This window comes from Novosphingobium aquae (assembly GCF_037572715.1).
Lineage (GTDB): Bacteria > Pseudomonadota > Alphaproteobacteria > Sphingomonadales > Sphingomonadaceae > Novosphingobium > Novosphingobium aquae.
Genome location: NZ_JBBHJY010000006.1, coordinates 74,187 through 99,200, shown reverse-complemented (window position 1 = coordinate 99,200; position 25,014 = coordinate 74,187). Strand labels below are relative to the sequence as shown.

Annotated in this window: 24 protein-coding genes; 16 read left to right on the top strand and 8 right to left on the bottom strand. The window is 63.8% G+C overall.

From position 1 onward, the window contains the following. Positions 1-140 precede the first annotated feature (140 nt). Together WG900_RS12610 and WG900_RS12605 are read right to left on the bottom strand one after the other, a co-directional pair. Positions 141-2,168 (bottom strand): hypothetical protein, encoded by a 2,028-nt coding sequence (locus tag WG900_RS12610; RefSeq protein ID WP_339967554.1) that lies wholly within the window; start codon positions 2,166-2,168, stop codon positions 141-143. Positions 2,169-2,237: 69 nt separating this feature from the next. Then, positions 2,238-3,464 carry a TIGR04063 family PEP-CTERM/XrtA system glycosyltransferase gene (locus tag WG900_RS12605; RefSeq protein ID WP_339967552.1) on the bottom strand — a complete coding sequence of 409 codons (1,227 nt, stop codon included), beginning with the start codon at positions 3,462-3,464 and terminating at the stop codon, positions 2,238-2,240. 52 nt (positions 3,465-3,516) lie between these two features. Between WG900_RS12605 and WG900_RS12600 the strand changes: the two genes are divergently transcribed. From WG900_RS12600 to WG900_RS12580, 5 genes are all read left to right on the top strand, one after another. Then, a complete protein-coding gene (locus WG900_RS12600; protein WP_339967550.1) occupies positions 3,517-3,651 on the top strand; it encodes a hypothetical protein in 135 nt (44 codons plus the stop codon). Continuing rightward, the gene (locus tag WG900_RS12595; protein ID WP_339967548.1) at positions 3,644-5,029 is read left to right on the top strand and encodes a DUF5935 domain-containing protein; all 1,386 of its coding nucleotides are present in this window, start codon (positions 3,644-3,646) and stop codon (positions 5,027-5,029) included. Before WG900_RS12600 ends, WG900_RS12595 begins: the two co-directional genes overlap by 8 nt. Positions 5,030-5,096: 67 nt before the next feature. Further along, positions 5,097-5,540, top strand: coding sequence for a MaoC family dehydratase (locus WG900_RS12590; RefSeq protein ID WP_339967764.1), 444 nt, complete (start codon positions 5,097-5,099; stop codon positions 5,538-5,540). Between the two features lie 22 nt (positions 5,541-5,562). Next, entirely contained in the window at positions 5,563-6,738 is a 1,176-nt protein-coding gene (locus WG900_RS12585) for an acetyl-CoA C-acyltransferase (RefSeq protein WP_339967546.1), read from the top strand. 45 nt (positions 6,739-6,783) lie between these two features. Beyond that, a complete protein-coding gene (locus tag WG900_RS12580) occupies positions 6,784-7,377 on the top strand; it encodes a DUF4126 domain-containing protein (RefSeq protein ID WP_339967545.1) in 594 nt (197 codons plus the stop codon). Here the strand turns inward: WG900_RS12580 and WG900_RS12575 are convergent, their stop codons facing one another. Continuing rightward, on the bottom strand, positions 7,378-8,640 hold the full coding sequence (locus WG900_RS12575) for a polyhydroxyalkanoate depolymerase (RefSeq protein WP_339967543.1): 1,263 nt from the start codon (positions 8,638-8,640) through the stop codon (positions 7,378-7,380). Positions 8,641-8,770: 130 nt separating this feature from the next. Between WG900_RS12575 and WG900_RS12570 the strand changes: the two genes are divergently transcribed. From WG900_RS12570 to WG900_RS12555, 4 genes are all read left to right on the top strand, one after another. Continuing rightward, positions 8,771-10,618, top strand: a complete 1,848-nt coding sequence (locus tag WG900_RS12570) for an ABC transporter transmembrane domain-containing protein (protein WP_417597794.1) — start codon at positions 8,771-8,773, stop codon at positions 10,616-10,618. 79 nt (positions 10,619-10,697) lie between these two features. After that, on the top strand, positions 10,698-12,941 hold the full coding sequence (locus tag WG900_RS12565) for a M13 family metallopeptidase (protein WP_339967541.1): 2,244 nt from the start codon (positions 10,698-10,700) through the stop codon (positions 12,939-12,941). Between the two features lie 74 nt (positions 12,942-13,015). Then, complete coding sequence (locus WG900_RS12560) at positions 13,016-13,825, top strand: undecaprenyl-diphosphate phosphatase (protein WP_339967540.1); 810 nt, start codon at positions 13,016-13,018, stop codon at positions 13,823-13,825. Between the two features lie 122 nt (positions 13,826-13,947). Next, a complete protein-coding gene (locus WG900_RS12555) occupies positions 13,948-14,247 on the top strand; it encodes a hypothetical protein (protein ID WP_339967538.1) in 300 nt (99 codons plus the stop codon). An 87-nt stretch (positions 14,248-14,334) separates the two neighbouring features. Here the strand turns inward: WG900_RS12555 and phhA are convergent, their stop codons facing one another. Next, positions 14,335-15,273: a phenylalanine 4-monooxygenase gene (phhA, locus tag WG900_RS12550; protein ID WP_339967537.1), complete on the bottom strand. Its 939-nt coding sequence runs from the start codon at positions 15,271-15,273 to the stop codon at positions 14,335-14,337. 100 nt (positions 15,274-15,373) lie between these two features. Here phhA and ppk2 point away from each other — a divergent pair, with 100 nt between their 5' ends. The 5 genes from ppk2 to ribA all read left to right on the top strand — a co-directional run bounded on the left by ppk2 (position 15,374) and on the right by ribA (position 19,476). Next, the gene (gene ppk2, locus WG900_RS12545) at positions 15,374-16,159 is read left to right on the top strand and encodes a polyphosphate kinase 2 (protein WP_339967536.1); all 786 of its coding nucleotides are present in this window, start codon (positions 15,374-15,376) and stop codon (positions 16,157-16,159) included. 97 nt (positions 16,160-16,256) lie between these two features. Continuing rightward, positions 16,257-16,424: a 50S ribosomal protein L33 gene (gene rpmG / locus WG900_RS12540; protein WP_310534572.1), complete on the top strand. Its 168-nt coding sequence runs from the start codon at positions 16,257-16,259 to the stop codon at positions 16,422-16,424. A 141-nt stretch (positions 16,425-16,565) separates the two neighbouring features. Then, the gene (locus WG900_RS12535) at positions 16,566-17,135 is read left to right on the top strand and encodes a LolA family protein (RefSeq protein ID WP_339967535.1); all 570 of its coding nucleotides are present in this window, start codon (positions 16,566-16,568) and stop codon (positions 17,133-17,135) included. Positions 17,136-17,603: 468 nt separating this feature from the next. Further along, the gene (locus tag WG900_RS12530) at positions 17,604-18,398 is read left to right on the top strand and encodes an exodeoxyribonuclease III (protein WP_339967534.1); all 795 of its coding nucleotides are present in this window, start codon (positions 17,604-17,606) and stop codon (positions 18,396-18,398) included. A gap of 25 nt (positions 18,399-18,423) precedes the next feature. Continuing rightward, positions 18,424-19,476 carry a GTP cyclohydrolase II gene (ribA, locus tag WG900_RS12525; RefSeq protein ID WP_339967532.1) on the top strand — a complete coding sequence of 351 codons (1,053 nt, stop codon included), beginning with the start codon at positions 18,424-18,426 and terminating at the stop codon, positions 19,474-19,476. Between the two features lies 1 nt (position 19,477). Here the strand turns inward: ribA and WG900_RS12520 are convergent, their stop codons facing one another. From WG900_RS12520 to WG900_RS12510, 3 genes are all read right to left on the bottom strand, one after another. Then, positions 19,478-20,422 carry a right-handed parallel beta-helix repeat-containing protein gene (locus WG900_RS12520; RefSeq protein ID WP_339967531.1) on the bottom strand — a complete coding sequence of 315 codons (945 nt, stop codon included), beginning with the start codon at positions 20,420-20,422 and terminating at the stop codon, positions 19,478-19,480. A gap of 62 nt (positions 20,423-20,484) precedes the next feature. Continuing rightward, positions 20,485-20,688 carry a type II toxin-antitoxin system antitoxin gene (locus WG900_RS12515; RefSeq protein WP_339967530.1) on the bottom strand — a complete coding sequence of 68 codons (204 nt, stop codon included), beginning with the start codon at positions 20,686-20,688 and terminating at the stop codon, positions 20,485-20,487. Positions 20,689-20,693: 5 nt separating this feature from the next. Next, a complete protein-coding gene (locus WG900_RS12510) occupies positions 20,694-21,605 on the bottom strand; it encodes an SPFH domain-containing protein (protein WP_339967529.1) in 912 nt (303 codons plus the stop codon). Positions 21,606-21,882: 277 nt separating this feature from the next. Between WG900_RS12510 and WG900_RS12505 the strand changes: the two genes are divergently transcribed. Both WG900_RS12505 and WG900_RS12500 read left to right on the top strand, forming a co-directional pair. Next, positions 21,883-22,059 (top strand): YdcH family protein, encoded by a 177-nt coding sequence (locus tag WG900_RS12505; protein ID WP_339967527.1) that lies wholly within the window; start codon positions 21,883-21,885, stop codon positions 22,057-22,059. 81 nt (positions 22,060-22,140) lie between these two features. Next, positions 22,141-23,151, top strand: a complete 1,011-nt coding sequence (locus WG900_RS12500) for a TerC family protein (RefSeq protein ID WP_339967762.1) — start codon at positions 22,141-22,143, stop codon at positions 23,149-23,151. 3 nt (positions 23,152-23,154) lie between these two features. On the opposite strand, the gene recQ is transcribed toward WG900_RS12500, so the two are convergent. Further along, positions 23,155-24,942 carry a DNA helicase RecQ gene (gene recQ, locus WG900_RS12495; protein WP_339967526.1) on the bottom strand — a complete coding sequence of 596 codons (1,788 nt, stop codon included), beginning with the start codon at positions 24,940-24,942 and terminating at the stop codon, positions 23,155-23,157. Between the last annotated feature and the right edge of the window lie 72 nt (positions 24,943-25,014).

Genomic DNA, 25,014 nt, shown 5'->3' with positions numbered 1-25,014 from the left:
TTGCAACTGCGAAGTGGCAGGCAGGATCGGTTTGGCGAAAAACGAAACCGCCATAAGGGTATTCTGATCGCTAATGCGAAGCGAGCGCTATCTCCAAGCGCCCGCGAATTCGCCCGAAAGAGCGAATCGGATGGCCCGGATCAGGCCGCCCCGCTCATCCGCTGCAGGGTGGCGAGAGCAGCCTTGAGCTGGCGCTCGGTTTCCTCGGCATCGATGCTGCGCGTCACGGCGGGCGGCATGCGCAACGGCGCGTTGGGCGCGGGCGGACCGTCGAACAGGCGGCCTGCTTCATTGCTCGGAACCGAGGTGAAGGACGTTCCGCTATTGGCAAAAGCGTGGCGGTTGTCCTGTCCGGGGAAAATCACCACCGGTTCGACCGAAGCGCTTTCTTCCTGCGGCTCCTCGATCCGCACGAAGGCGCGCGGCGGGGTCTTCATTTCGAGCAGCGAGGCGTAGGTTTCCTCCTCCCCGGATGCTTCGGGGGCGCCGTCTTCAACCGGCTCGGCGAGCGCCGCGGGCTGCGCTGCGGCGGCCTGTTCGGGCAGCTTCGGAAATCCGCGCGGTGGCAGGATTGATGGCAGCGGCTCGTCATCGGCATTGTCGTCGAAGTTGAACGGGCGCAGCGCGGCGGGCAGAGCCGAGGACTGACCAAACAGCTGTGTGACGGCGGCGGCAGGTTCAGCTGGGACTTCGAACGCATCTTTGGTTTCGACGTCAGCTTCGGCTTCGAATTCAGGCTCGGCTTCCGACACAGGCTCGACTTCGGAGACAGGTTCAACTGGCTCTGGCGCCGCAAAATTCATCGCCGGCGGCGGCGTCAGGCTGGGCGGGAGCGGAAAGGCGACCGGGATCGGCGGCTGCGGCGCAGACAGGCTGGCCGGCAATCCGGGCAGTGCGACAGGCGATGCGTCTTCAGCAGAGGCAGCCTCACGCTTGCGGGCAATCGCCAGGGCCAGACGCTCGGCAAGCTGGACGACGCCGAGCGAGGTCAGCGGCATGGCCACAAGGCGTTCGGCGGCATCGCCGGTCGCTGCGCCGAAGACCGGCAGCGAAGGCGCGGGCTGTGACGTAATAGGCTGCGTCGGGGCAGGCTCCGACGGGGTGAGGAAATCGAGCGGTGCCGGGGTGAAGGCGGCGGCAGGCTCGGGGGCAATGTCTGCTTCCGGCTCAGCCAGCGCTTCGACTTCCGTCACGGGGCCGGCGCCATCATTGGCTGCATCATGCAGATCGGCGACGACTTCGCCACTATCATGCGCATCGAACGCAGCAGGCGCGGCGAAGGGGCTATAGGGTGGCGGCGCGAAGCTGGCGGGTTCGGAAAAGCTGGGTGCGGAGAAATCGGCGGGCGGCGCAAAGTCAGCAGGCGGGGCGAAAGCGGGCGCATCAAAGGCACGTGGCGCTTCGTCGTGGTCGGCAGCCTGCGGACGGGAGAAGTCGGCGCTGGCATGAAGCGGCGCGGCAAAGGGCGCGGCGAACTGGGCCGGTGCGTCGGCCTCGGCTTCGGTTTCGTCCGCGACGAACACCTGCACGGCGGGCGAAGCATTGGGATGGCGGCGCCACGGATCAAACTGCGGCTCCTCGTCCTTTGCGGCAGCGACCCGCGTTTCTACGTCTTCGGCCGGCTCAGGCAGCTCGGCTTCGTCGAAAGCGCCGAGATCGGCAAGGTCGAGGATTTGCGGCTTGTGCCCGGGGACCGGCGCGAGATCGTGGACCTCGTTCGTGAAGTCTTCCTCCATGGCCAGCGCGCGGCGGCGGCCCGGAATGACATTGACGTTGGCGGCGGCGTCCTCGATCCGGCGGGCCGAAGCGAGGCGGGCGAAATCGTCGCCCTCTTCATAGGCGTCGACATCGGCGGGGGAGACAGTCTGGGCCGCGACCTTGACCTTCGAGAAACGGGTTCCGGCGCTCTGCTGACCGACAGGGCGAGCAAGACGGCGGGCCAGAAGGAAACCGATTGCGCCGCCAATGACGAATAGCGACAGGGCCAGCAGAATGCGGAAGGTGAAGCCAAGCGGCGGGGCGGCTGCCGGAATGACGAGATCGATCCGCAAGGCCAGAATCGCCGATTCAAGCAAGGTCGGGCGAATCGCCAGGCTGCCGAGCCCGAACAGGGCGGCAAACCACAAGGCGACCATCGGCGCGAACAGCGGATGACGACTGACCGGCAATTTGCTCTTAGTTTTCAGTGGCTTCGCAACCAAGGTCAGAACCCCTAATCCTTTGGACCAACCGCCAGATCAAGCGGCAATGGTCTCTTCAACCATTGGGATGGCTACCAGTGTTTGGTAAACACGAAGATAACGATGAACGTTTTTCGCCCAGTCATGACTGGCGCGAACGTGCTCGCGGCCATTTGCGTGAATCGCCGGCCAGGTTTCGGGCGCCTTGGCCAGCCGCGCCAGCGCTGCGGCGCAGGCCTCGGGATTGTCGGGAGCAAACAGGATGCCGGTGCGTCCGTCCTCCACCAGTTCGCGGTGACCGCCAACGGACGAGGCCGCGACCAGCTTGTCCTGCGCCATGGCTTCCAGCGGCTTCAAGGGCGTGACGAGATCGGTTAGGCGGCTGGCTTTGCGCGGATAGGCCATAATGTCGCACAGCGAGTAATAGCGTTCCACCTCGTGATGCGGTACGCGACCGACAAAGCGGATGGCCGATGCGGCGCTCGATGCTTCGGCCTGGGCCCTCAGCTGCCCCTCGCGCGGGCCTCCGCCGACCAGCAGCAGGCGGGCAGCGGGATGTTCCGCCACCAGCAGCGGCATGGCATCGATCAGGTCGTCGAGGCCTTCGTAATCATAGAAGCTGCCGATGAAGCCGATCACTGGCCCGCTGCCCAGTCCCAGAGTGTCGCGCAGTTCCGGCTCGGGGGCAGTCGGTTCGCCGAACAGGGCGAGGTCGACGCCGTTGGGCGAAATGGTGATCCGCGCCGGATCGATGCCGCGCGTCACCAGATCGTCCTTGAGCCCCTGACAGATCGTCACCACGTGATTCGCGCCGGCGATGACATGATCCTCCAGTTTGCGGGTCAGCCGGTATTTCAGTGAGCCTTCGCTGCCGGTGCCATTGCCTACGGCGGCATCTTCCCAGAAGGCGCGGATTTCGTAGACCAGCGGGATGCCCAGCTTGCGCGAGGCACGCAGAGCTGCCGCTCCGCAGAGCGCGGGCGAATGGGCGTGAATCACATCGGGCCGCCATTCACCACAAAGTTTGACGATGGCATCGGCCAGCAAGCCGATCTCGCGCCATTCGCGCAGGCCTGCCGGACCGCCTGCGACCCCGCGCGTGCGGTGGAACAGGATGCCGTCCGCCTCTTCCGCGTCCGGCCCCTCGGCCATGTGGCGCAGACCGGTGATGCCGCGCACCTTGATCCCCATGGCCTGCTGGCTCTTTAGGATCGCGCGCGTGCGAAAGGTGTAGCCGCTGTGCAGCGGCAGCGAGTGATCGAGAACATGAAGAACGCGTGTCATGGCGCAAATCTCTGCCAGACAAGGCTTAACGCCGCGTCAACCCGCCCGCGCTATGGCTGCGCGCACCATGGTGGACATTTTCGCGCTCGGACTGACGCACGCCCTGCTGGCCTATGCCGCACTGCGCCTGCTTGCGCGCGTCGACCTTGATTCGGATCCTGACAAAGGCGATTCCGCCGGTGACTGATCTTGGCCTCACTGCTTTCGTGTTCGGCCTGATCGCGCTTGGCCTGCGCCGCCCGTTCATCTGGGTGCTGGCCTATCTCTATGTCGATATCCTCGCGCCGCAGAAAATCTCGTGGTTCCTGCTCGCCTCGCTGCCAATCTCGCTAATCGTCTTCGTGCTGGCTTTCGGCGGCTGGCTGCTCGTCGATGACAAGCGCGACAGCCGCTTCACGCTACGACAGGCGCTGCTGGTGGTGCTGCTGATCTATTGCGGCCTGACCACGATGTCCGCCGATTTTCCAGTGGAGGCGGCGGCCAAGTGGGCGTGGGTGTGGAAGGCGATGGTCTTCAGCATATTCCTGCCACTGACCCTGCGGACCCGGCTGCGGTTTGAATCGGCGATCCTCGTCATGGCGCTGAGCATCGGCGCGATCGTCATCGGCGGGGCCATCAAGACTTTGGCCTCGGGCGGCGGCTATGGCACGCTCAAGCTGTTTGTGAATGACAATACCGGGATCTACGAAGGCTCGATCATCTCTTGCATGGCCATCGCCGCGATCCCGCTGGTGTGGTGGGCGGCGAAGCACACCACGATCTTCCCGCGCGGCAAGCTGACCACGCTGTTCGCCGTCGCCCTGATCTTTGCATGCATGCTGATCCCCATCGGCACCCAGGCGCGGACCGGGCTGTTGTGCATCGCGCTGCTGTTCCTGCTGTCGCTGCGATCGGTCAAACACCGCTTCCTCTTCATGGCGGCGATGGGCGCGCTGGCGCTGGTGGCCATCCCGTTCCTGCCCGAAAGCTATACCAAACGCATGGACACGATCGAGAACCACCAGTCCGACGAATCGGCCTCCACCCGCGTCGCCGTGTGGATGTGGACGCTCGACTATGTGAAGGACCATCCGCTGGGCGGCGGCTTCGACGCCTTCCGCTCCAACCGCTTGCGCATCGAAACCCGCGCTGCCACCGGCCAGGGCAACAATACGGGTGTCGAGATCCAGCAGGTAGAGGATGCCGCCCGCGCCTATCATTCCAGCTATTTCGAGATGCTGGGCGAACAGGGCTGGCCGGGGCTGTTCCTGTGGCTGTGGATCCAGGCGATGGGCCTGTGGCAAATGGAGCGTCTGCGCTCCCGCTGGCGCAAGAAGGCCGCCGCGCCGGGCGCCGAGGCCGATGTGCAATGGCAGGCGCCCTTGGCCAATGCCCTGCAACAGGCTCAGCTGATCTATCTGCTTGGCTCGCTGTTCGTCGGCATCGCCTTTCAGGCCTTCGCGCTGATGCTGATCGGTGTGCAATGCGGACTGTGGTCCTACCTGCGGCGAATCGATTCGCCCGATGCGCGAGTGATTCGCGCGCGCCCCAAGCTCAACATTCCCGGTGCCGTAGCGGCAAATTGAGGCGCGTTGCGCTACCGCTTTTCATGGTCCATCACATGCGCTTTCCGGCCATGTGAAAGGCACCCAGATGAAGCTTCAGGACCTTGCGGGGAAGATCGGCGAAACGCTCGGCACCTCCGAGTGGATGACCGTTGACCAGTCACGCATCGATGCATTTGCCGATGTGACCGAGGACCACCAATTCATCCACGTGAACCCCGAAATGGCCAAGGCGACCCCACTTGGTTCGACCGTGGCGCACGGCTTCCTGACCCTGTCGCTGCTGTCGAAGATGCTGGAGACGGCGGTCGAAAAGCCGCAGGTCGCGATGTCGATCAACTATGGCTTTGACAAGGTCCGCTTCCTCAGCTTCGTCAAATCCGGAGCCAGGGTTCGCGGGCATTTCAGGCTGCTCGAAATGGAAGAAAAGCGCCCCGGACAGTGGCAACAGAAGGTCGAGGCGACAGTTGAGATCGAAGGCGAGACCAAGCCGGCGCTGATCGCCGAATGGATCTTCCAGCACTTCGGTTAAGAGATAGGATAAGGAACAGACCATGCGTGACGCTCTTATCGTTTCCGCTGCCCGCACGGGCATGGGCCGCGCCTATCGCGGTGCTTTCAACGCCACGCAGCCACCGAGCCTGGGCGCTTTCTCGCTCGCCGCTGCGGTTGAACGTGCCGGGATCGATCCGGGTGAAATCGACGATGTCGCCTGGGGCTGCGTGCTCACCCAGGGCGGACAGGCCGGCAATATCGGTCGTCTCGTCGCGCTGCGTGCCGGACTTCCCGTCTCCTCCTCGGCCCAAACGATTGACCGCCAGTGCTCCTCGGGCCTGATGGCGATTGCCGCCGCCAGCCGGCAGGTGGTGATGGACAAGATGGACGTGGTCGCCGCCGGCGGTCAGGATTCGATCTCGATGGTCCAGACAAAGGACATGCGCATTGGCTTCGATCCTGCACTAATCGCCATGCATCCGGCGACCTATATGCCGATGCTGCAGACCGCCGAAGTCGTCGCCAAGCGTTATGGCATCAGCCGCGATGCGATGGACGAATATGCCTTCCAGTCGCAGCAGCGCACCGCCGCCGGGCAGGCTTCGGGCGCGTTCGATGCGGAGATCGTTCCGGTCACCACCACCATGTCGGTGACGGACAAGGCGACCGGCGAAACCTCGACCAAGGAAGTCACGCTGACGAAGGACGAGGGCAATCGGCCTGAAACAACGCTGGAAGGCCTGCAATCGCTCCAGCCGGTGATCCCGGGCGGTTCGATCACGGCGGGCAATGCCAGCCAGCTGTCCGACGGTTCGGCAGCAGTCATCATCATGGAAGCGGCAACGGCGGCGAAGAAGGGTCTCGCCCCGCTCGGCCGCTTTGTCGGCATGGCCGTCGCCGGCACCGAACCTGACGAAATGGGCATCGGGCCCGTGTTTGCGATCCCCAAGCTGCTCAGCCGCTTCGACCTCAAAATGGACGATATCGGCCTGTGGGAGCTGAACGAGGCTTTCGCCGTGCAGGTGCTCTATTGCCGTGACAAGCTGGGCATCCCGAACGAGCTGATGAACGTCAACGGCGGCGCCATCTCGATCGGGCACCCTTACGGCATGACCGGCGCGCGCGCCGCGATGCACGCGCTGATCGAGGGCAAGCGGCGCAGTGCCAAGCATGTCGTCGTCACCATGTGCGTCGGCGGCGGCATGGGTGCGGCGGGGCTATTCGAGGTTCTCTGATCGTCCGTCCTTGCATGGCAGGATGCCTCGGCGCATCCTGCCGACATGGGCATAGTCGAAATCCTGGGCATCGCCGGCAGCGTCAGCCTTCTGTCTGGCTGGCGGCTTTACCTGTGCATTTTCGCCACCGGGCTTGCTATGCGCTTTGGGGCGTGGCCGCTGCCCGAGCATTTGCAGGCACTGCAGGCGCTTGCCAATCCGATGGTCATCGGCCTGTCGGGCTTCGCCGCCTCGGTCGAATTCATGGCGGACAAGGTGCCGTGGATCGATTCGGCGTGGGACATGATCCACACCGCGATCCGGCCCATTGGCGGCGCGGTGCTGGCGCTGGCGCTGGCCGATCCTTCCGACCCCACGACGCAGGTGATTGCCTTCATCCTTGGCGGGGGGGCATCGCTGCTGACTCACGGCGCCAAGGCGGGAACCCGCGCGGCGGTCAATACCAGCCCTGAACCGTTCACCAATATCGCCTTGTCGACCACGGAAGACGTGGCGAGCGCCGGGCTTCTGTGGGGCGTCTATGCCTACCCGCAAATCGCCGCTGGCGTGGCACTATTCATCCTGGCCGCAGCTATCGGCCTGCTGCTCGCCGCCCGCGCGGTGCTGAAGAAGCTGTTCGGGCGAACCGAACCCGGCTGATCAGGCGACGATCTTGAGGTCAGCCCGCGCCGAATGCTTGGCCATCCAGTCCTCGACCACCGGGGCAATCCGGTTCCGCCACTTACTACCGTTAAAGATGCCGTAATGGCCGACGTCTTCCGCGAGCAGGTAGTGCTTGCGGCTTTCCGCAAGACCCGGAGTGACCTTCAGCGCAGCGCGCGTCTGGCCAATGCCGGAGATGTCGTCATTCTCACCCTCAATGGCGAGCAGCGCGGTGTCGGTGATCGCGCCCAAGTTGATCAGACGTTTGCCATGGCGGAACTCACCCTTGGGCAGCGAGTGCTTCTGGAACACGTGCTCGATGGTCTGGAGGTAATATTCGGCCGGAAGATCGCAAACGCTGCGGTATTCCTCGTAGAATGCCTTGGAGGCATCGGCGCTTTCGCCATCGCCTGCCACCATGTGCTTGAACATGTGATAGTGGCTCATCATGTGCGAGCCCATGTTCATCGCCATGAAACCGGCGAGCTGCAGGAAACCCGGATAGACCCTGCGGCCACCGCCCGGATAGATCGCCGGGACCGTGGCGATCACTGTATTTTCGAACCAGCTCAGCGGCCGCTGCGTGCCAACGTCGTTGACGCTGGTCGGTGCCTCGCGCGTGTCGATCGGCCCGCCCATCATGGTCAAGGTCAGCGGGCGGCAGGGGTTCTTGTCCTCGGCCATCAGCGCAGTCGCGGCGAGCGCTGGGACCGAGGGCTGGCACACCGCCATCATGTGCGCGCCCCGTCCATCACCCTGGGCCCCGATATGCTCTAGGAAGCCGATTAGCTCGTCGATATAGTCATCGAGCGAGAACGAGCCTGCTTCCAGCGGCACCATCTTGGCATCGGCCCAGTCGGTGATGAACACCTCGGCACGTTCAAGCATCCGGTGGACGGTGCCGCGCAGCAACGTAGCAAAGTGCCCGCTCATCGGCGCGACGATCAGCAGTTTCGGCGCGTCTGCTGGCAGGCCGGTGTGCGTGAAGCGCAGCAGGTTGCCGAAGGGGCGGTGCAGCACGATCGCCTCGGTCACCGGATAGGAGGTGCCCTCAACCGTCACCGTTTCAAGATCGAAGGAAGGCTTGCCGCGCGGCGCAGAGGCATGTGCAAACACGTCCAGCGCCGATGCGATCACCGACCCTATGCCGAAATAGCCCATCGGCAGCTTTGGATTGTTGAGGATTTCCGCCCCGATCGATGCCCAGGCGCTCGCGCCGGTCATCCACGCGCGGTTTAGTTCATGTGCGTTGTACAGCAAGGTTTTGCGCTCCGATTTACCGGCAATGTTGGCCCCTTTTCGTCGATGTTGCAATGCACAATGAAAAAGCATTGCAAATGGCGATCTATACGCTTCCGCAAGACCCCGCCCTGCGCTAGGGCGCGGGCCTATGGTCAGTGCCGACGAACCATCGCAGATCGAAGCCGCAACGCCGGCCCCTCTGGCCGAGCCGGATAGGGCTGAGCCCAAACCCGCGCGCACCCTTGGTCCGCTCAAGATGATCTGGGCCCAGGCGCTCAATTATCCGCGCCAGGTGATCTTTGCCTTCCTCGCGCTGCTGACCACGTCTGCGGCCACCGCCTTCATTCCCAGCCGGCTCAAAGACATCGTCGACAAGGGCTTCGGTAACGGAACCCAGATTTCCGAGATCGACAGCACTTTCACGCTGATGCTGATGGTGATCGTCGTGCTTGGCCTCGCCACCGCCGTGCGCTTCTATTTCGTGTCGTGGCTGGGTGAGCGGGTTGTCGCCGATATCCGCACCCGGGTGCAGGCCAACCTGCTGCGCATGCCGCCCGCCTTCTTCGAGGAAAACAGCCCGGCCGAGATTTCCTCGCGCATGACGTCCGACACCTCGCTGATCGAGGTCGTGGTCGGCACCACCGTTTCCGTGGCGCTGCGCAACTTGCTGATCGCCATTATGTCGACCGCCTACATGTTCTACCTGGCCCCGGCGCTGACCGGCAAACTGCTGCTGGCGATCCCCGTCGTCGTCCTGCCGATCGTCTACTTCGGGCGCCGCCTGCGGAACGTCTCGCGCACCAGCCAGGACCGGGTCGCCGATATCGGCGCGATGGTCACCGAAGTGCTCGGCGCGATGAAGGTGGTTCAGGCCTTCAATCAGGAAAAGCGCGAGGCCGAGCGATTCCAGTCCGCGGTCGAGGAAACCTTCACCACGGCCAAGCGCCGCATTCGCATCCGCGCGATGATGACTGCACTGGTCATGTTCCTGATCTTCGGCGCGATTGTCGTCGCGCTGTGGCAAGGCGCGATCGGCGTCGCCACAGGCCAGATCAGCGGCGGCACGATTGCCGGCATAGTCTTTGCCGGCGGCCTGATTGCTTCCTCGCTCGGCGCTCTGTCGGAAGTCTATGGTGACCTGCTGCGCGGCGCGGGCGCTGCCAGCCGGCTCAACGAACTGCTTAACGAGAAGCCGGGCATCGCCCCGCCCGCGCGCCCGACTGCGCTGCCCATGCCGCCGCGCGGGCAGATCGCTTTCGACCGGGTGACCTTCCGCTATCCCACCCGGCTGGAAACCGCCGCCCTGCATGATTTCAGCCTCAAGATCGAACCGGGCGAAACCGTCGCCATCGTCGGTCCTTCCGGTGCCGGCAAGAGCACGATCTTCCAGCTCGCCGAACGCTTCTATGACCCGCAATCAGGCACGGTACGCATCGACGGTGTGCCGCTGACTTCGACCGACCCCGCCGACGTGCGCCGCCGCATTGCCTTCGTGCCGCAGGACGGCGTTCTGTTCGCCGCCACCGCGCGGGACAACCTGCGCTATGGCAACTGGGACGCTGGTGACGAGGCCGTCTGGGAAGCCGCCCGCGCCGCCAATGCCGAATCCTTCCTTCGCGAACTTCCCGATGGCCTCGACACGTTCCTGGGTGAAAACGGCGCGCGCCTGTCCGGCGGCCAGCGCCAGCGCGTGGCCATCGCCCGCGCCCTGCTGCGCGATGCGCCGATCCTGCTGCTCGACGAAGCCACTTCGGCACTCGATGCCGAAAGCGAGCGGCTGGTTCAGGACGCGCTCGACCGCCTGATGGAAACCCGCACCACGCTGGTCATCGCGCACCGCCTGTCGACCGTACGCAAGGCCGACCGCATCGTCGTGCTCGATGCCGGGCGCATCGTCGAAGTTGGCACGCATGACGAACTGAGCAAGGCGGGCGGCCTCTATGCCCACCTCGCCGCACTGCAATTCGACGAAAAGGCCATGCGGCCCGTCGAATAGAATTGCGCCCCCGCGCACGGTTGCTACGAAAAGGGAGACTGGTTGCCTTTGCAACCATCCGACAATCGATGGGGACTGCATGATCCGGAACACCGCCTTCGCCGCGAGCCTGTTTGCGCTCGCCTTTGCCAACGCCGCCCAAGCGAAGGCTCCCGACCCTCACGCCGGGCACCACATGCCCGCCAAGGCCGCGCCCGCTGCGAAGCCAGCGGCCAAGGCTGTTGCGAAACCCGCCGCCAAAAAGGCTGCAAAGAAGGCTGTGATCGCCACGACCGTTCCAGATCGGACCGATGGCTGGGGCCTCGCCGGCATCCAGACCTGGTACAACGACACTTCGGTGCGCCCCGGCGACGATTTCAACCGCTACGTCAACGGCAAGTGGCTGGACACGGCCGAGATCCCGGCCGACCGCACCTCCACCGGCGGCTTCATCGTCCTGCGCGACCTTTCGGAAACGCGGATGAAGGCGATTATGGACGAACTCGTCGCCTCCAACCCGGCACCGGGCACCGATGCGGAACGCGTCGTCTCGGCCTACAAGGCGTTCATGGACACCGACGCGATCGAAGCGCGCGGCATTGCACCCCTGAAGCCGTACCTTGACCGCATCAAGGCGGCCAATACGGTCAGCGCGCTGACCGACCTGTTCATCGAACCCGGCGTGCCTTCGCCGCTCGGCATGGGCGTTGGCGTCGACGCCAAGAAGTCCGACAGCCATGTCTTCTCGATCCGCCAAAGCGGCCTCGGCCTGCCTGATCGTGATATGTACCTGCAGGAAAATCCGCGCTTCAAGCAGTTCCAAGACGCCTACAAGCAGTACCTGACCTTCCTTTACACCGAACTCGGCTATGCCGATCCGGCGAAGACCGCGGCTGATGTCTATGGCCTCGAAAAGCGCATTGCCGAGGTGACGTGGGACCGCACGGTCGGCCGCAACCGCGACCTGACCTACAACAAGCTCAGCCTGCAGGAACTGGACGCGCTCGCTCCGGGCGTGGGGCTCGCGGCTATGGTCACCAAGATGACTGGTGGCAAGGCAACCGAAGTCGTCGTGGGCCAGCTGCCCCCGACGGCAGAGGAACTCGCCGTTGCCAAGCTCACTCCGACGCAGGCAGCCAATGTCAGCAATGGCGGCGTCCCGGCGATTGCCCGGATGATCGCCAGCGAGCCGGTTGAGCTGTGGCAGGCCTGGCTTGCAAAGGGCGTGACCGGCGGCGCTGCCTCGCTCCTGCCCAAGCGCTTCGACGAAGCCAGCTTCAACTTCTACGGCAAGCTGCTGAGCGGCCAGCCTGAACAACGCCCCCGCTGGAAGCGCGGCATCGGGGCGGTAGAGGGCATGGCCGGTGAACTCGTCGGCAAGATCTACGCCGAACGCTATTTCCCCGCGGCCAACAAGGCGGCGATGGAAAAGCTGGTCGCCAACCTGCGTGCAGCGATGGCGCTCAACCTTGCCGACCTCAAGTGGATGGGTCCGGAAACCCGGGTTCAGGCCAAGGCCAAGCTTGACGCTTTCGACCCCAAGATCGGCTATCCGGTGAAGTTCAAGACCTATGAAGGTCTGACCTTCAGCCCGACTGATCCGATCGCCAACGTGCTTGCGGCATCGCGCTGGGGTCAGGACGACAATATCTCGCGCCTCGGCAAGCCGGTCGACCGCACCGAATGGGGCATGCTGCCGCAGACGGTGAATGCCTATTACAACTCGACCAAGAACGAGATCGTCTTCCCCGCCGCCATCCTGCAGCCGCCGTTCTTCAACCTGAAGGCCGACGATGCGGTGAATTACGGCGCGATCGGCGCGGTCATCGGCCACGAAATGGGCCACGGCTTTGACGATCAGGGCTCCAAGTCGGACGGCGCAGGCAACTTGCGTGACTGGTGGACCCCGGCGGACAAAGCCAACTTCGTCAAGCTGACCGACGCGCTTGTCGGGCAGTATAATGACCATTGCCCGATCGACACCACCAATCCCGGCGGCAAGGCCTGTATCAACGGCCGCCTGACACTGGGCGAGAATATCGGCGACCTTGGCGGCGTCAGCCTCGCTTACCGCGCCTACAAGCTGTCGCTTGGCGGCAAGAAGGCTCCGGTGATCGGCGGTCTGACCGGCGACCAGCGGTTTTTCATGGCCTATGCCCAGGTGTTCAAGGTGAAGATGCGCGAAGCGACGCTGCGCCAACAGCTACTGACCGATCCGCATTCGCCCGGCCAGTTCCGCGTCAACGGCATCGTCCGCAACATCGACGAATGGTACAAAGCGTTTGGCGTGAAGCCGACCGACAAGCTGTACCTGCCGCCGGAAAAGCGCCTGCGCATCTGGTGATACCCCGGCAAATTGGGTTGAAATGAGCGGGCGCGGCTTGACTTGAAAGCCGCGCCCGTTTCCTTGTGCGCGCCATGGATCCCGTCATTATCGCCATCCTGCTTGGCATCGTAGAAGGCCTCACCGAATTCCTGCCGGTCTCGTCGACCGGGCACCTTGTGCTGGCCACCGAAATCCTTGGCTATGATGCGGACACCTGGAAGGTGTTCAACGTCATCATCCAGCTTGGCGCGATCATGGCGGTCGTGGCGCTCTATTGGCGTACCTTCTGGGCTGTGGGGGCAGGGCTGCTGCGGCTTGAGCCGATGTCGATTGCCTTTGTCCGGAATATCCTGCTCGGCTTCATTCCCTCGGCAGTGCTCGGCCTCGTGCTCAAGGACCAGATCCACGCCATGCTCGGCAGCCCGTCGATCGTTGCCTGGGCGCTAATCCTGGGCGGCATTGCCATCCTCGTGATCGAGCGCACGGCCAAGCCCGGCGGACCAAGCGGCGTGGCGCAGCTTTCAGTCCGCACCGCGCTGGGCATCGGCATGGTCCAGTGCGTGTCGATGATCCCCGGGGTCAGCCGGTCCGGCGCGACGATCATGGGCGCGCTCGCCATGGGCGTAGAGCGGCGCACGGCGGCGGAATTCAGCTTTTTCCTCGCCGTCCCAACCATGCTGGGTGCAACCACGCTGGAGGTGCTCGACAACCGCGAGGCGCTGATGTCGGGCAACATCGCGGTGGGCTGGGACCTGATCGGCATCGGCTTTGTCGTGTCGTTCATCGTCGCACTGGCGGTAATCAAGGCCTTCATGGCCTATGTCGCGCGCTCGGGCTTTTCGCCTTTCGCCTGGTACCGGATTGCTGCCGGCGCCCTCGCACTTTTTTTGTTGGCGCGCTGATTTCTCCGGGAACCAATTTCCGGGAACTCCGTTTTTGATGGCACCGGCCCCGGTTTAACACTGGCGCCGAACATCCATGTTTGGTGCCCAGGGGGCGCTGACGGAACCAAAAGGACGTTCTCATGAAGGCACTTATCAAAGGCGCGATGATGGCATCGACTGCAGCAATGGCTCTCAGTCTGGCCGCTTGCGACAGCAAGAAGGAAAACGCTGACGAAGCAGCGGCACAGGCCGTTCGCGCTTCGGGTGAAGCCGATGCCGAAGCCCTGAACGCTCAGGCCGAAGCCGCCCGCGCCTCGGGTGCTCCCGAAGCCAAGGCCGACGCCATCGAAGGCAAGGCTGACGCGGTTCGCGAAGGCGCCGATACCAAGGCTGACGCGATGGAAGACAACGCAGACAAGAAGGACATGAAGCCCGAATAAGGCTTTCTGTCCGATCTTGCGCGAAAGGGCCGGCATCCCAATGCTGCCGGCCCTTTTTCTCGTCCGGACCAGACTGGACCAGCGCTACTAAACCGGTTGGGCGTTGCTCCCGCGCCCGCCGCGCAGCAGGTACTCCTGCGTACCGCGTTGCAGAACGTCATCGACGTCGATCACCGCCGTATTAGCGTAAGTGAACCCCGGCCCCAGGCTGCGGTAGAGCCGGTCGAAATCGCGATCGACGGTATCGTGATAGAGCTCCTTGAAGCTCTCGATCACGAAGTAGGTCGGCTGCAGGTCGCTGATCACGTAATCAGTCCGCATCACCCGATCGACGTTGAGCATGATCCGGTTGGGGGATTTCCCCTCGACCGAAAACACCGCCTCTGTCGGACCGGAAAGAATGCCCGCGCCATAGGCCCGCACATCCTTTCCTTCCAGAATCAGCCCGAACTCCACCGTGTACCAATACAGCGCGCCCAGCGCCTTGAGCCGGTTGTAACGCATCGCTTTCCAGCCAGCTCGGCCATATTCCTGCATGTAATCGGCATAGACCGGATCGGCGAGCAGCGGCACGTGACCGAAGACGTCGTGGAACACGTCAGGTTCCTGAATGTAGTCAAACGTCTCCCGCGTGCGGATGAAGTTGCCTGCCGGGAAGCGCCGGTTAGCGAGATGCCAGAAGAACACGTGGTCGGGAATCAACATCGGCACCGGCACCACCGACCAGCCGGTCAGCTTGCCCAGATCCTCTGACAGCTGGCCGAAGTCGGGCACCCCGCCGCGCCCCAGATCGAGCCGTTCGAGCCCGTCCATGAACAACGTGGCAGCGCGGCCGGGGAGGACCTGCAGTTGCCGGGCGAAGAGATCGTTCCAGATACTGTCGTCTTCGCTCGAATAGGCACGCTGCGCCGGTTCGACCCAGTCCTCGCCAACCTGGGCCGGACGCTGCAATGGCGCGGCGAACATATCCGGCCCGGGTTCGGGCAGGCGGGTATAGTCAGGATGCGAGGCGGGCGGTCTGGACATGGTTTCGATTGCAACTTTATCATGCGTCGGCATGGCGAACAACCGAATGGTTGCACCGCCCCCGCCATAGGCGCATCATCCGTGCGAAAGGCAGGGACGCATGAGTGACAGGAAGAAGTTGAAAGGCAAGGAGTTCGAGGAACTCTACGCCCCGCTTGAACAAGAGCTGGTGGCCATGGCTCGCTGGGTAGTGGCCAAGGGCAAGCGGATCGTTGTGGTCTTCGAAGGCCGCGACACTTCCGGCAAGGGCGGCGCGATCCGCGCCATCGCCAGCCCGCTCAATCCGCGCCAGTGCCGCACCGTCGCTTTGCCCAAGCCCAGCGATGCCGAAAAGGGCCAGTGGTATTTCCAGCGCTATGCCGCGCACCTGCCCACGGCGGGCGAGATCGTGTTGTTCGACCGGTCATGGTACAACCGCGCCGGGGTCGAAAAGGTCATGGGCTTCGCGACGCCGGAGCAGGTCGATTCGTTCCTCCTGCAGGCACCCGCCTTCGAAAAGCAGCTCACCGACGATGGCATCCTGCTGTTCAAATACTGGCTTTGTACCGATCAGGAGCAGCAGGAAAAGCGCTTTGCCGAACGCCTTGAAGATCCGCTCAAGCGCTGGAAGCTGTCACCCATCGATGTCACCGCGCGTGAGAAGTATGCGGACTACACCAAGGCGCGCGAGGCCATGCTGAAATCGACACATACCAACCATGCGCCGTGGACCCTGATCGATTTCAATGACCAGAAGCTCGGCCGGCTGACCCTGATTCGCGACTTGCTGAACCGCCTGCCCGATACCCATGTCGAGCCGCCGGTGATCGAACTGCCGCCGCTGGGCCATGCGCCCCTGAAAGAGAAGTATTCCGTGCTCAAGCCGATCAAGCCGTTCAAGGCCTAGCGCACCTTGACTTTGCGGCGGCGTTCGACCAAAGGCCCCGCTCACATCGGCGGCTTACCGTCGATCCCGAATCATTTCAGGTTTTCAGGATACCCAAATGGCGAAGCCCGCAACCGTCAAGATCCGTCTCGTGTCGACCGCCGACACCGGCTTCTTCTATGTTACCCGGAAGAACCCGCGCAACACGACCGAGAAGATGAGCTTCAAGAAGTACGATCCAGTCGTGCGCAAGCACGTCGAGTTCAAGGAAGCAAAGATCAAGTGATTGCCTCGCCCCTTCACCGGGGCGGGTTCACAAGCTGTTCAAACCCGGTCTATTAGTCCGGCGACCATGAAACAGCCCAAGATCCTTTTTCGCAGCGGCGCCGTCCTTTGGGCGGCGTTTGCCGTTTGTGCACCCCTCGCGATGCCTGTTCCTGCCGTGGCGCAGGCCCAGCCGGGCGACCTCGATCGCGCCGTCACCGCACTGCGTTCGATCTCGACAATGCAGGCAAGCTTCGTCCAGACCGACCGCAACGGCCAGCGCGCCACTGGCACAATCACGCTGAAGCGCCCCGGCCGCATCCGCTTCCAGTATTCCCCCGGCATCCCAATGCTGATCGTCTCGGACGGTGCGGCGCTGACGGTGATCGATTACCAGGTGCGGCAGGTGCAACGCTGGCCGATCAAGAACAGCCCGCTCGGCGCGCTGCTCGATCCCACGCGCGATGTGAAGAAGTTCGGCACGCTAGTTGGCGGCAATCCCGGCGGAGTCACGGTTCAGGTCCGCGATCGCAGCCACCCGGAGTTCGGTGTGATGACCCTGCGCTTCAATCGCAAGGCTGGCGCGCCCGGCGGACTTGAGCTTGGCGGCTGGACCGCGCTTGATTCGCAGAACAAGCTGACCACGGTTGCCCTGTCGAACCAGCGCTATGGCATGGCGGTCGGTGACGGCACGTTCAAATATAACGACCCACGCCGGCCGACTCGTCGATAGGGGGCAACGCTTCGGCCCAGAAGCGCCCGCCCGCTGCGATAAGCTGTCCGATCTGTTCATTGAACAGCAAGTGAGGACACCCTACATAGGTGGGGACGGCGCGGATGGAGGCGGGTTTCCCCCCTGTTGCCCTGGCCTCCCCAAGGTCTGCTCCGTCAAGCGTGACGAACGCACAAAGGAACCCTCGCTCCAATGCCCCCGGAGCGGGGGTTTTCTTTTTTAGGGCTCCCGCAAAGGCCGCAGAGCAAGGAGAGAGGCGCAGACAGGTAGGGCCTGCGGCGAAGCCGCTTCCAAATTCCCCCATTGCTTTCACACAACCATCCAAATGAAAAGACGAGCCTGCGGCTCGGCACAACATCTCTGCGCCTCCCCTTTCTTCTCTGCACCTCTGCGTGAACCCTTCTTATCTCACCTCGCACCAATCCGGTTTGAGTTGAACCGCCGCGAATCCGCACTAAAGCCCTTCCCATGCTTTCCGTTGCCACCTGGAACATCAATTCCGTCCGCCTGCGCGCCGAACAGGTGACGCGGTTTCTGTCCGAACAAGCGCCTGACGTGCTCTGCCTGCAGGAGATCAAGTGCGCCGAGCACCTGTTCCCGCACGATGTGTTCGAGGCTGCGGGCTATACCCACCGCGTCGTGCATGGGCAGAAGGGCTACCACGGCGTCGCCACGGTCAGTCGCGTGCCGCTGCGCGAATTCAGCCGGCATGACTGGCAGGACAATGGCGAGGCGCGCCATGTCGGGGTGGAACTGCTTGGCCCCGCCGGTCAAGGCCTGATCATCGAAAACGTCTATATCCCCGCCGGCGGCGACATTCCCGACCGCGAGGCCAATGCCAAGTTCGGCCAGAAGCTGGACTTCCTCGAACGCATGACCCGCTGGGCCGACGCGCTGGACCGGCCAACCCTGATCGTCGGCGATTTCAACATCGCCCCGCTGCCCGAGGACGTTTACGACCACAAGGCGCTGCTCAAGGTGGTCAGCCACACGCCGCTCGAAGTCGAAACGCTAACCCGCTTTGCCGATGCCCACGGCTGGGTCGATCTCGGACGGAAGCACATCCCTGCGCCCGAGCGGAACTGGTCGTGGTGGTCCTACCGCACCTACTGGCAGGAAAAGGACCGCGGCCGCCGGCTCGATCACATGTGGGCCTCGCCCGAACTGGCGGCGCAATCGCGCGCGCACCGCTTCGTCGAGGAAGCCCGCCGCTGGGAACAGCCGAGCGACCACGTGCCGCTGGTGACGGAGTTTGATCTTTGAGAACGACTCCCAAAAGGGCGGGCCGGTGAGGGCAACACGGCGCGTTGCCTTGGCGCTGGACGCCTTGCGGCACGGCTGGCCGGTCGAGGTCGATAGTGTGCTGCGGCTGCTGCCCGCCGAAACCGGCTTCGGGCCTGATGTTACGTCCCCTCGCCTGCTGATTTCCTCGGCGCGCGCCATTACGCTCAAGCTGGCGAACCAGCGCGAGGCGGCGGAACCCCATGCCCCGGTGCTGATCCGCGGCGGCGATCCGTTTACCCTTTCAGATGCCCGCGTGATCGCCGATCCGGCGCTGGACCTTGCCAATCCGCTCAAGGGTCCGTTCCTCGCCGAGCATCTCGATCATGCCCAGTCGGCGCACACGGCAATGGAACTGGCGCTGCTGGCAGGGATCCTACCGGCCTTCCTGATCGATCCGGCGGGCTGTGGTGAAGCGCAGGTGGTTTCCTCTGGCGATCTCGCCGAATGGCGTGACACGCGCCACCTGACCATCGCCGCCCGCGCGCGCCTGCCGGTGGCGGCTTGCGAGGACGCCGAGATCGTCGCCTTCCGCTCCGCCGACGACATGCGCGAGCACGTGGCGCTGGTGATCGGCCCGCAGTATGCTGAACGCCCGCCCTTGGTGCGGCTCCATTCCGAATGCCTGACCGGCGACCTGCTCGGCAGCCTGAAGTGCGATTGCGGGCCGCAGCTTGACGCGGCAATCGGAGCGATGGCGGACGAAGCGGCGCAGGGTGGCTGGGGCGTGCTGCTCTATCTGCGGCAGGAAGGGCGCGGCATCGGCCTCGTCAACAAGCTGCGAGCCTATGAACTACAGGATCAGGGTTTCGATACCGTCGATGCCAACAACCGTCTCGGCCTGCCCAGCGAAGCGCGCGACTTTCCCGTCGCGGCGCGGATGCTGGCACTGCTGGGCGTGCGCGCAATCCGGCTGATGACCAACAATCCCGGCAAGGTCGTCGCGCTGCAGTCAGAGGGCGTCGAGGTGATCGAGCGGGTGCCGCACCAGTTGCCGCCCAATCCGCACAATGCCCGCTATTTGGCGACAAAACGGGACCGGACGGGGCATTTGCTCTAGGTCATCGCCGCTCGAACGGTTTGAGGCGCGCACCGAGTACGTTCCGACCGATAGCCAGCCGATCGCCCGACCAGTCCGCCACCCAGACCGTATCGCGATCCAATCCGGGAACGAGCCGCGCGTCGTTGCCCTCGATGCGCAGACCGGCCGAGCTGTTGGTTCTGCTCTCCGCCCCCACTGCGATGAAGGCGGAGTAATTCTCCTTGTGCTGGCCCTGGACGAACCAGTTGCCGGCGATCTTGCCGGTCGCCCCTGCAGGCAGGTCGATCATGTAATTGGTCCACTTGCCTTGCGAATCGTCGAAGCTCGACGCCAGCACGGCGACCTTGGCGGCGCGGCTTTTCACATAGTGTCCGCCGCGTCCGATCTCGAAACGGCTGCGCGTGACCGTAAGCGCGCCGAAGCCGCCGACGTAGATCGAATGAGCGCAGCCCGCGCTGAATTCGCAAGTGCCGAGCCGGGTGAAGGTGCTCTTGTCGACGGTCAGCGTCGAGTTCGGTTCGTCGGCTGAAAGAATGCCCTGCTGGCTGTCACGAAACCAGCTTTGCGAGACCGAGATCCGGCCCTTTTCGGCCCGGATGCCAGCGCCGTTGCCCGCGCCCGATTTCTGGTTGGCGAAAACCAGCCCTTCAACATGCGTCGTGCGCCCGCGCAGCACCAGCGCCGCCTTGTCTTCGCAGGCCTCGCCTTCGAGCACCGATTGCCCGGCCACGGCGGCAGAGAAGGTTACGTCGCCCGCCTCTTGAACCGCGCAATCACGGAACCGGCCCGAGGCAATGCGCACCGTCCCGCGCCCGTCACCGATGGCGCTGACCGCATCCTGCAGGCGGGCATAGCCCTTGCCGGTTTCGACGACCGTATAAGGCGCGCCGCTTTGTGCCCAAAGCGGTGCCGATGCGAGGGTGCCAGCGATGGAGGCCAGCGCGAGGAGGTGAGTCTTTTTCATCCCGTCGCCATAAGCGGGGAGCGGTCAAGATCGGGTAAATGCGCATCGCGACTTGGCGCGGATCAGCCGTCTGGCTTCGCGGGCCGCCCGCGCTTTGCCGGCTCTGCCGGGGCCACCTTAATCCCCCGGCGCGCGAGCGCTTCGCGCAGCAGCACTTCCACCTCGGCGTTCACCGAGCGGAAATCGCCCGCTGCGACCCGCTCCAGCGCCGCATAGAGCGCCGGATCGAGCCGCAAGGGAAAGGATTTTCGCGCCGGAGGAGCCATGGGACTTACTGGTAAAGCGAGCCCGTGTTGACCACCGGCTGGGTGTCCCGCTCACCGCAGAGCACGACCATCAGGTTCGAGACCATCGCTGCCTTGCGTTCATCATCGAGGTGGACGACGCCCTTCTCTGCCAGCATCCCGAGCGCCATTTCGACCATGCCGACCGCGCCTTCGACCAGCGTCTTGCGCGCGGCGACCACGGCTTCTGCCTGCTGGCGTCGGAGCATGGCCCCGGCTATTTCCTGGGCATAGGCAAGGTGCGTGAAGCCGCATTCGTCGACCGAGATGCCGGCCATTTCCAGCCGCGCGATCAGTTCCTTGCGCAGTTCGACGCCAACCTCGTCGTGGTTGCCGCGCAGGGTTACCTCGGCGTGCGCGAAATCATCATAGGGATAGCGCGAACCGATGGTGCGCACCGCCGCTTCGATCTGGACCATGACGAAGGCCTTGTAATCATCGACATCGTACAGCGCCTGGGCCGTATCGACCACGCGCCAGACCACCTGAGCGGCCATTTCGATCGGGTTGCCGCGCAGGTCGTTGACCTTGATCTTGTCGGACACCAGGTTGTTGGCGCGCACCGAAATCTTGGTCTTGCCCATCCACGGCCAAACCCAGCGCAGGCCGGTGTTGCGATCGGTGCCCCGGTACGAACCGAACAGCGTGATCGCCACGGCCTGATTCGGCTGGATCATGTAGAAGCCCGAGGAAATCACCATCAGTGCGACGACGCTGAGCGCTGAGCGCACAACGAAGCCGAACACCGCCTCATCCGCCGGATCGCCGCCAGCAAAGGCAATGATGCGCCAGATCGTCAAGGCAAGCAGCAGCAGGAACAGGACGAACATCACGTAGCCGCTGGTGCTCCACGCACTGCGTTCACGGCTGGATGTCATCGTGTTATGGGTATCGGACATGGCACTAAACCCCCTTCAAAATCTGATATCATATTAATATCGCGATTCGCCTGCGCGTCAAGAGGACTTGAAAGTAGAGCGAATCGGTCCTAAATAATCCTTGCGGGACCGGGCCCCTCTGGCGCGGCATGCTGGCCAACTGGCAGTATGCTTCGTGATGTCGGACCGCATCGGATGTACCGATGCTATGGGTCCGGGTCCTTCCCCCTATCCCTCCCCAGGCCCTTGGCTCGGTGCGTCCGATCGAACTCAACTTCGTTCGAAAGGGTTACATCTGATGTCCGACCGCGTTTTCCTATTGATGGAACGCCACCAGAAGCTGGACGAGGCACTGCGCCTTGCCCGCCATCGCAAGGCTGCCGATCCGTTTGAGGTCGCCCGGCTGAAAAAGCTGAAGCTCGCGATCAAGGATCGCATCGCCGGCCTCCTCCACCGCCGCAAGGCCTTCGGCTGACACCGCATAGCACTGCAAGAGACGCCGGGACGGGCCGCAGGGCCTGCCCCGGCGCATTGCGTCAATAACAGGGACTGAATGATGGAATTCCTTTTCGCCGACTGGCTCGGCACGCCGGCCTGGTTCTGGCTGTCCTTCGCCGGCATCGTGCTGGCACTCACCGCCTTCGATCTTGGCGTCCTCAACAAGGAGGACAAGGAGATGGGCATCGGCGAAAGCCTGAGACTCACCGCCTTCTACATCACCATCGCCATGCTGTTCGGGGTCTGGGTGTGGATCACCAAGGGCGCCGATCTGGGCATGAAATACTACACCGGCTTCTTCATCGAAAAGGCGTTGTCGATCGACAATGTCTTCGTGATCAGCCTGATCTTCACCTTCTTCGCCATCCCTGCGAAGTACCAGTATCGCGCGCTGTTGTGGGGTATTCTGGCGGTAATCGTACTACGGGGAGCCATGATCGCGGCAGGTGCGGCGCTGGTCGAGCAGGCCTATTGGGTGCTCTATATCTTCGCGGCATTCCTGGTGTTCACCGGCATCAAGATGTTCTTCGCGGGCGATCACACCCCCGACATTGCCAAGAACCCTGCGGTCCGCTGGATCAGCAGCCACATGCGCGTGACCAAAGATCTGCACGACCAGCACTTCTTCGTGAAGGTGCCGGACGAAAAGACCGGCAAGCTGGTGCGGGCGGCAACCCCGTTGTTCCTCGCGCTGGTGGTGATCAACCTGGCGGACCTTGTTTTCGCGGTCGATTCGGTGCCGGCGATCTTCGCGATCACAACCGATACGTTCATCGTCTACACCAGCAACATCATGGCAATCCTCGGCCTGCGCGCGCTCTATTTCGCGCTCTCGGCGATGATCCACCGCTTCTACTACCTGAAGTATGCGCTGGCGGCCGTACTGGTGTTTATCGGTTCGAAGATCTTCGTCTCAGACTTCCTGCTGGGAGGCGACAAGTTCCCGCCGCTCGCCAGCCTGCTGGTGACCTTCGGGCTGATCGGCGCGGGTGTGGCCTATTCACTGTGGAAGACCCGCCACGGCGAGGACGCCGCGCCGCAATTGCCGCATGATGAAATCCGGCCTTGAGGCTCAGTGCTGGCGGATAACCGTTAGAAACGCGTCGCCGTAAGCCTCAAGTTTGCGGGTCCCGACCCCGCCGATCTCGCCCAGCGCGGCGAGTGAGGCGGGGCGGGCCGAGGCCATTTCGCGCAAGGTGGCATCGTGGAAGATCACGTAAGGCGGAAGTCCCGCCTCTGCCGCCAGTTCGCGGCGCAGCGCACGCAGGGCTTCGAACAGCGGATCGCCGAGCGGGTTGGCTCCGCCCTTGTCGCGGTTGCCGCGACTTCCCCTTGATCGCTTTTCACCCTGTGGCGGCAGGACGACCGGCAGCATAACATCGCCCGTAAGGATCGCGCGGGCATCACCTGCCAGCATCAATCCGCCGTGTTCGTTTGCCACCAGTGCACCGCGTGCCTGCAGCGCCCGGGCGACGGGCTTGAGCAGCCGCGCCTCCTCCGATTCGAGGATGCCGAAGACAGTCAGCCGGTCGTGTCCGCGCTGGACAATCCGGTCGTCGCTGATGCCGCTGAGCACCTTTTCGAGGTGGCCGATGCCAAAGCTCTGACCGGTGCGGTAAGCTGCCGAGAGCAGCTTTTGCGCCACCACCGACCCATCGGCGACGCCGGGCGCTTCGAGGCAATTGTCGCAATTGCCGCACTTTTCCGGCGGGCTTTCACCAAAGTGCCGCAACAGGATCGCGCGGCGGCAGCTGGGGCTTTCGACCAGCGCTGACAGCGCATCAAGGCGGGTGCGCTCGCCCTTGCGGCGGCTCTCGTCCATCTCGGAAAGCCGTTCGCGGGCGAGTACGAAGTCTGCCGGTGCCCAGAACATCACCGCCACCGAATCGTCGCCATCACGGCCTGCGCGGCCGGTTTCCTGATAGTAGGATTCAATCGACTTCGGCACGCCGGCGTGAGCGACGAAGCGCACGTCGGGCTTGTCGATGCCCATGCCGAAAGCCACCGTGGCGACCATGACCATGTCTTCACTGGCGACGAATGCGGACTGGTTGGCTGCGCGTTGTTCAGCCGGAAGGCCGGCATGATAGGGCAGCACACGCCGGCCGGTTGCCTCGCCAAGTTTCTGGGCGAGGTCCTCCACCTTGCGGCGGGTGGGAGCATAGATGATCCCCGGGCCGGGCTGTTCCTTGAGCAGATCTCGCAACTGGGTGAAGCCGCCTTGCCGGTGGCGGATCGCATAGCGGATGTTCGGCCGGTCAAACCCGGCGACGATCAGTCCTGCGGCATCGATGCCCAATTGGGCGAGCACATCGGCACGGGTATGCGCGTCTGCCGTTGCCGTCAGCGCGAGGCGAGGCACCTGGGCAAAGCTGTCCATCAGCGGACGCAGCGCGCGGTAATCGGGACGAAAATCGTGGCCCCATTCGGAAACGCAGTGCGCCTCGTCGATGGCGAACAGGCTGATCTGGCCGGCGTTCAGCAGCTCGCGGAAATGCGACTGGCTGGCGCGTTCGGGCGCGACGTAGAGCAGGTCGAGCTCGCCAGCACGGAAGCGGTCGATCGTCTCTTCGCGGTTGCTATCGGCGCTGGTCAGGCTGGCGGCACGGATGCCATTGGCCTCTGCACTGCGTAACTGGTCATGCATCAGAGCGATCAGCGGCGAGATGACCACGCATGTGCCCGGCATCATTGTGGCGGGGAGCTGGTAAGTCAGCGACTTGCCCGCGCCCGTAGGCATTACCGCCAGCGTCGACTGCCCGGCGAGCACGCGGCGCACCACTTGCTCCTGCACCCCGCGAAAGGCGGAGAAGCCGAAGGTGGTGTGTAGCGCGGGGAGAAGTTCGGCACTATCGAGCATTGCCGCCGCCCTATGGCAGATGTCGGCACCCTTGGGCAGCAGCGAAACACGGATTTGCCCCCGGAATCGTTG

Excerpts from the sequence above, each read along its gene's own strand:
- WG900_RS12510 (WP_339967529.1), bottom strand. The coding sequence starts at position 21,605 with ATGTCCGATACCCATAACACGATGACATCCAGCCGTGAACGCAGTGCG.
- WG900_RS12535 (WP_339967535.1), top strand. The coding sequence starts at position 16,566 with ATGCCTGTTCCTGCCGTGGCGCAGGCCCAGCCGGGCGACCTCGATCGC.
- WG900_RS12580 (WP_339967545.1), top strand. The coding sequence starts at position 6,784 with ATGGGCATAGTCGAAATCCTGGGCATCGCCGGCAGCGTCAGCCTTCTG.
- WG900_RS12565 (WP_339967541.1), top strand. The coding sequence starts at position 10,698 with ATGATCCGGAACACCGCCTTCGCCGCGAGCCTGTTTGCGCTCGCCTTT.
- WG900_RS12555 (WP_339967538.1), top strand. The coding sequence starts at position 13,948 with ATGAAGGCACTTATCAAAGGCGCGATGATGGCATCGACTGCAGCAATG.
- WG900_RS12505 (WP_339967527.1), top strand. The coding sequence starts at position 21,883 with ATGTCCGACCGCGTTTTCCTATTGATGGAACGCCACCAGAAGCTGGAC.
- WG900_RS12530 (WP_339967534.1), top strand. The coding sequence starts at position 17,604 with ATGCTTTCCGTTGCCACCTGGAACATCAATTCCGTCCGCCTGCGCGCC.
- recQ (WP_339967526.1), bottom strand. The coding sequence starts at position 24,942 with ATGCTCGATAGTGCCGAACTTCTCCCCGCGCTACACACCACCTTCGGC.
- WG900_RS12520 (WP_339967531.1), bottom strand. The coding sequence starts at position 20,422 with ATGAAAAAGACTCACCTCCTCGCGCTGGCCTCCATCGCTGGCACCCTC.
- WG900_RS12590 (WP_339967764.1), top strand. The coding sequence starts at position 5,097 with ATGAAGCTTCAGGACCTTGCGGGGAAGATCGGCGAAACGCTCGGCACC.
- WG900_RS12585 (WP_339967546.1), top strand. The coding sequence starts at position 5,563 with ATGCGTGACGCTCTTATCGTTTCCGCTGCCCGCACGGGCATGGGCCGC.
- WG900_RS12600 (WP_339967550.1), top strand. The coding sequence starts at position 3,517 with ATGGCTGCGCGCACCATGGTGGACATTTTCGCGCTCGGACTGACGCAC.
- WG900_RS12605 (WP_339967552.1), bottom strand. The coding sequence starts at position 3,464 with ATGACACGCGTTCTTCATGTTCTCGATCACTCGCTGCCGCTGCACAGC.
- rpmG (WP_310534572.1), top strand. The coding sequence starts at position 16,257 with ATGGCGAAGCCCGCAACCGTCAAGATCCGTCTCGTGTCGACCGCCGAC.
- phhA (WP_339967537.1), bottom strand. The coding sequence starts at position 15,273 with ATGTCCAGACCGCCCGCCTCGCATCCTGACTATACCCGCCTGCCCGAA.
- ppk2 (WP_339967536.1), top strand. The coding sequence starts at position 15,374 with ATGAGTGACAGGAAGAAGTTGAAAGGCAAGGAGTTCGAGGAACTCTAC.
- WG900_RS12515 (WP_339967530.1), bottom strand. The coding sequence starts at position 20,688 with ATGGCTCCTCCGGCGCGAAAATCCTTTCCCTTGCGGCTCGATCCGGCG.
- WG900_RS12500 (WP_339967762.1), top strand. The coding sequence starts at position 22,141 with ATGGAATTCCTTTTCGCCGACTGGCTCGGCACGCCGGCCTGGTTCTGG.
- WG900_RS12560 (WP_339967540.1), top strand. The coding sequence starts at position 13,016 with ATGGATCCCGTCATTATCGCCATCCTGCTTGGCATCGTAGAAGGCCTC.
- WG900_RS12570 (WP_417597794.1), top strand. The coding sequence starts at position 8,771 with ATGGTCAGTGCCGACGAACCATCGCAGATCGAAGCCGCAACGCCGGCC.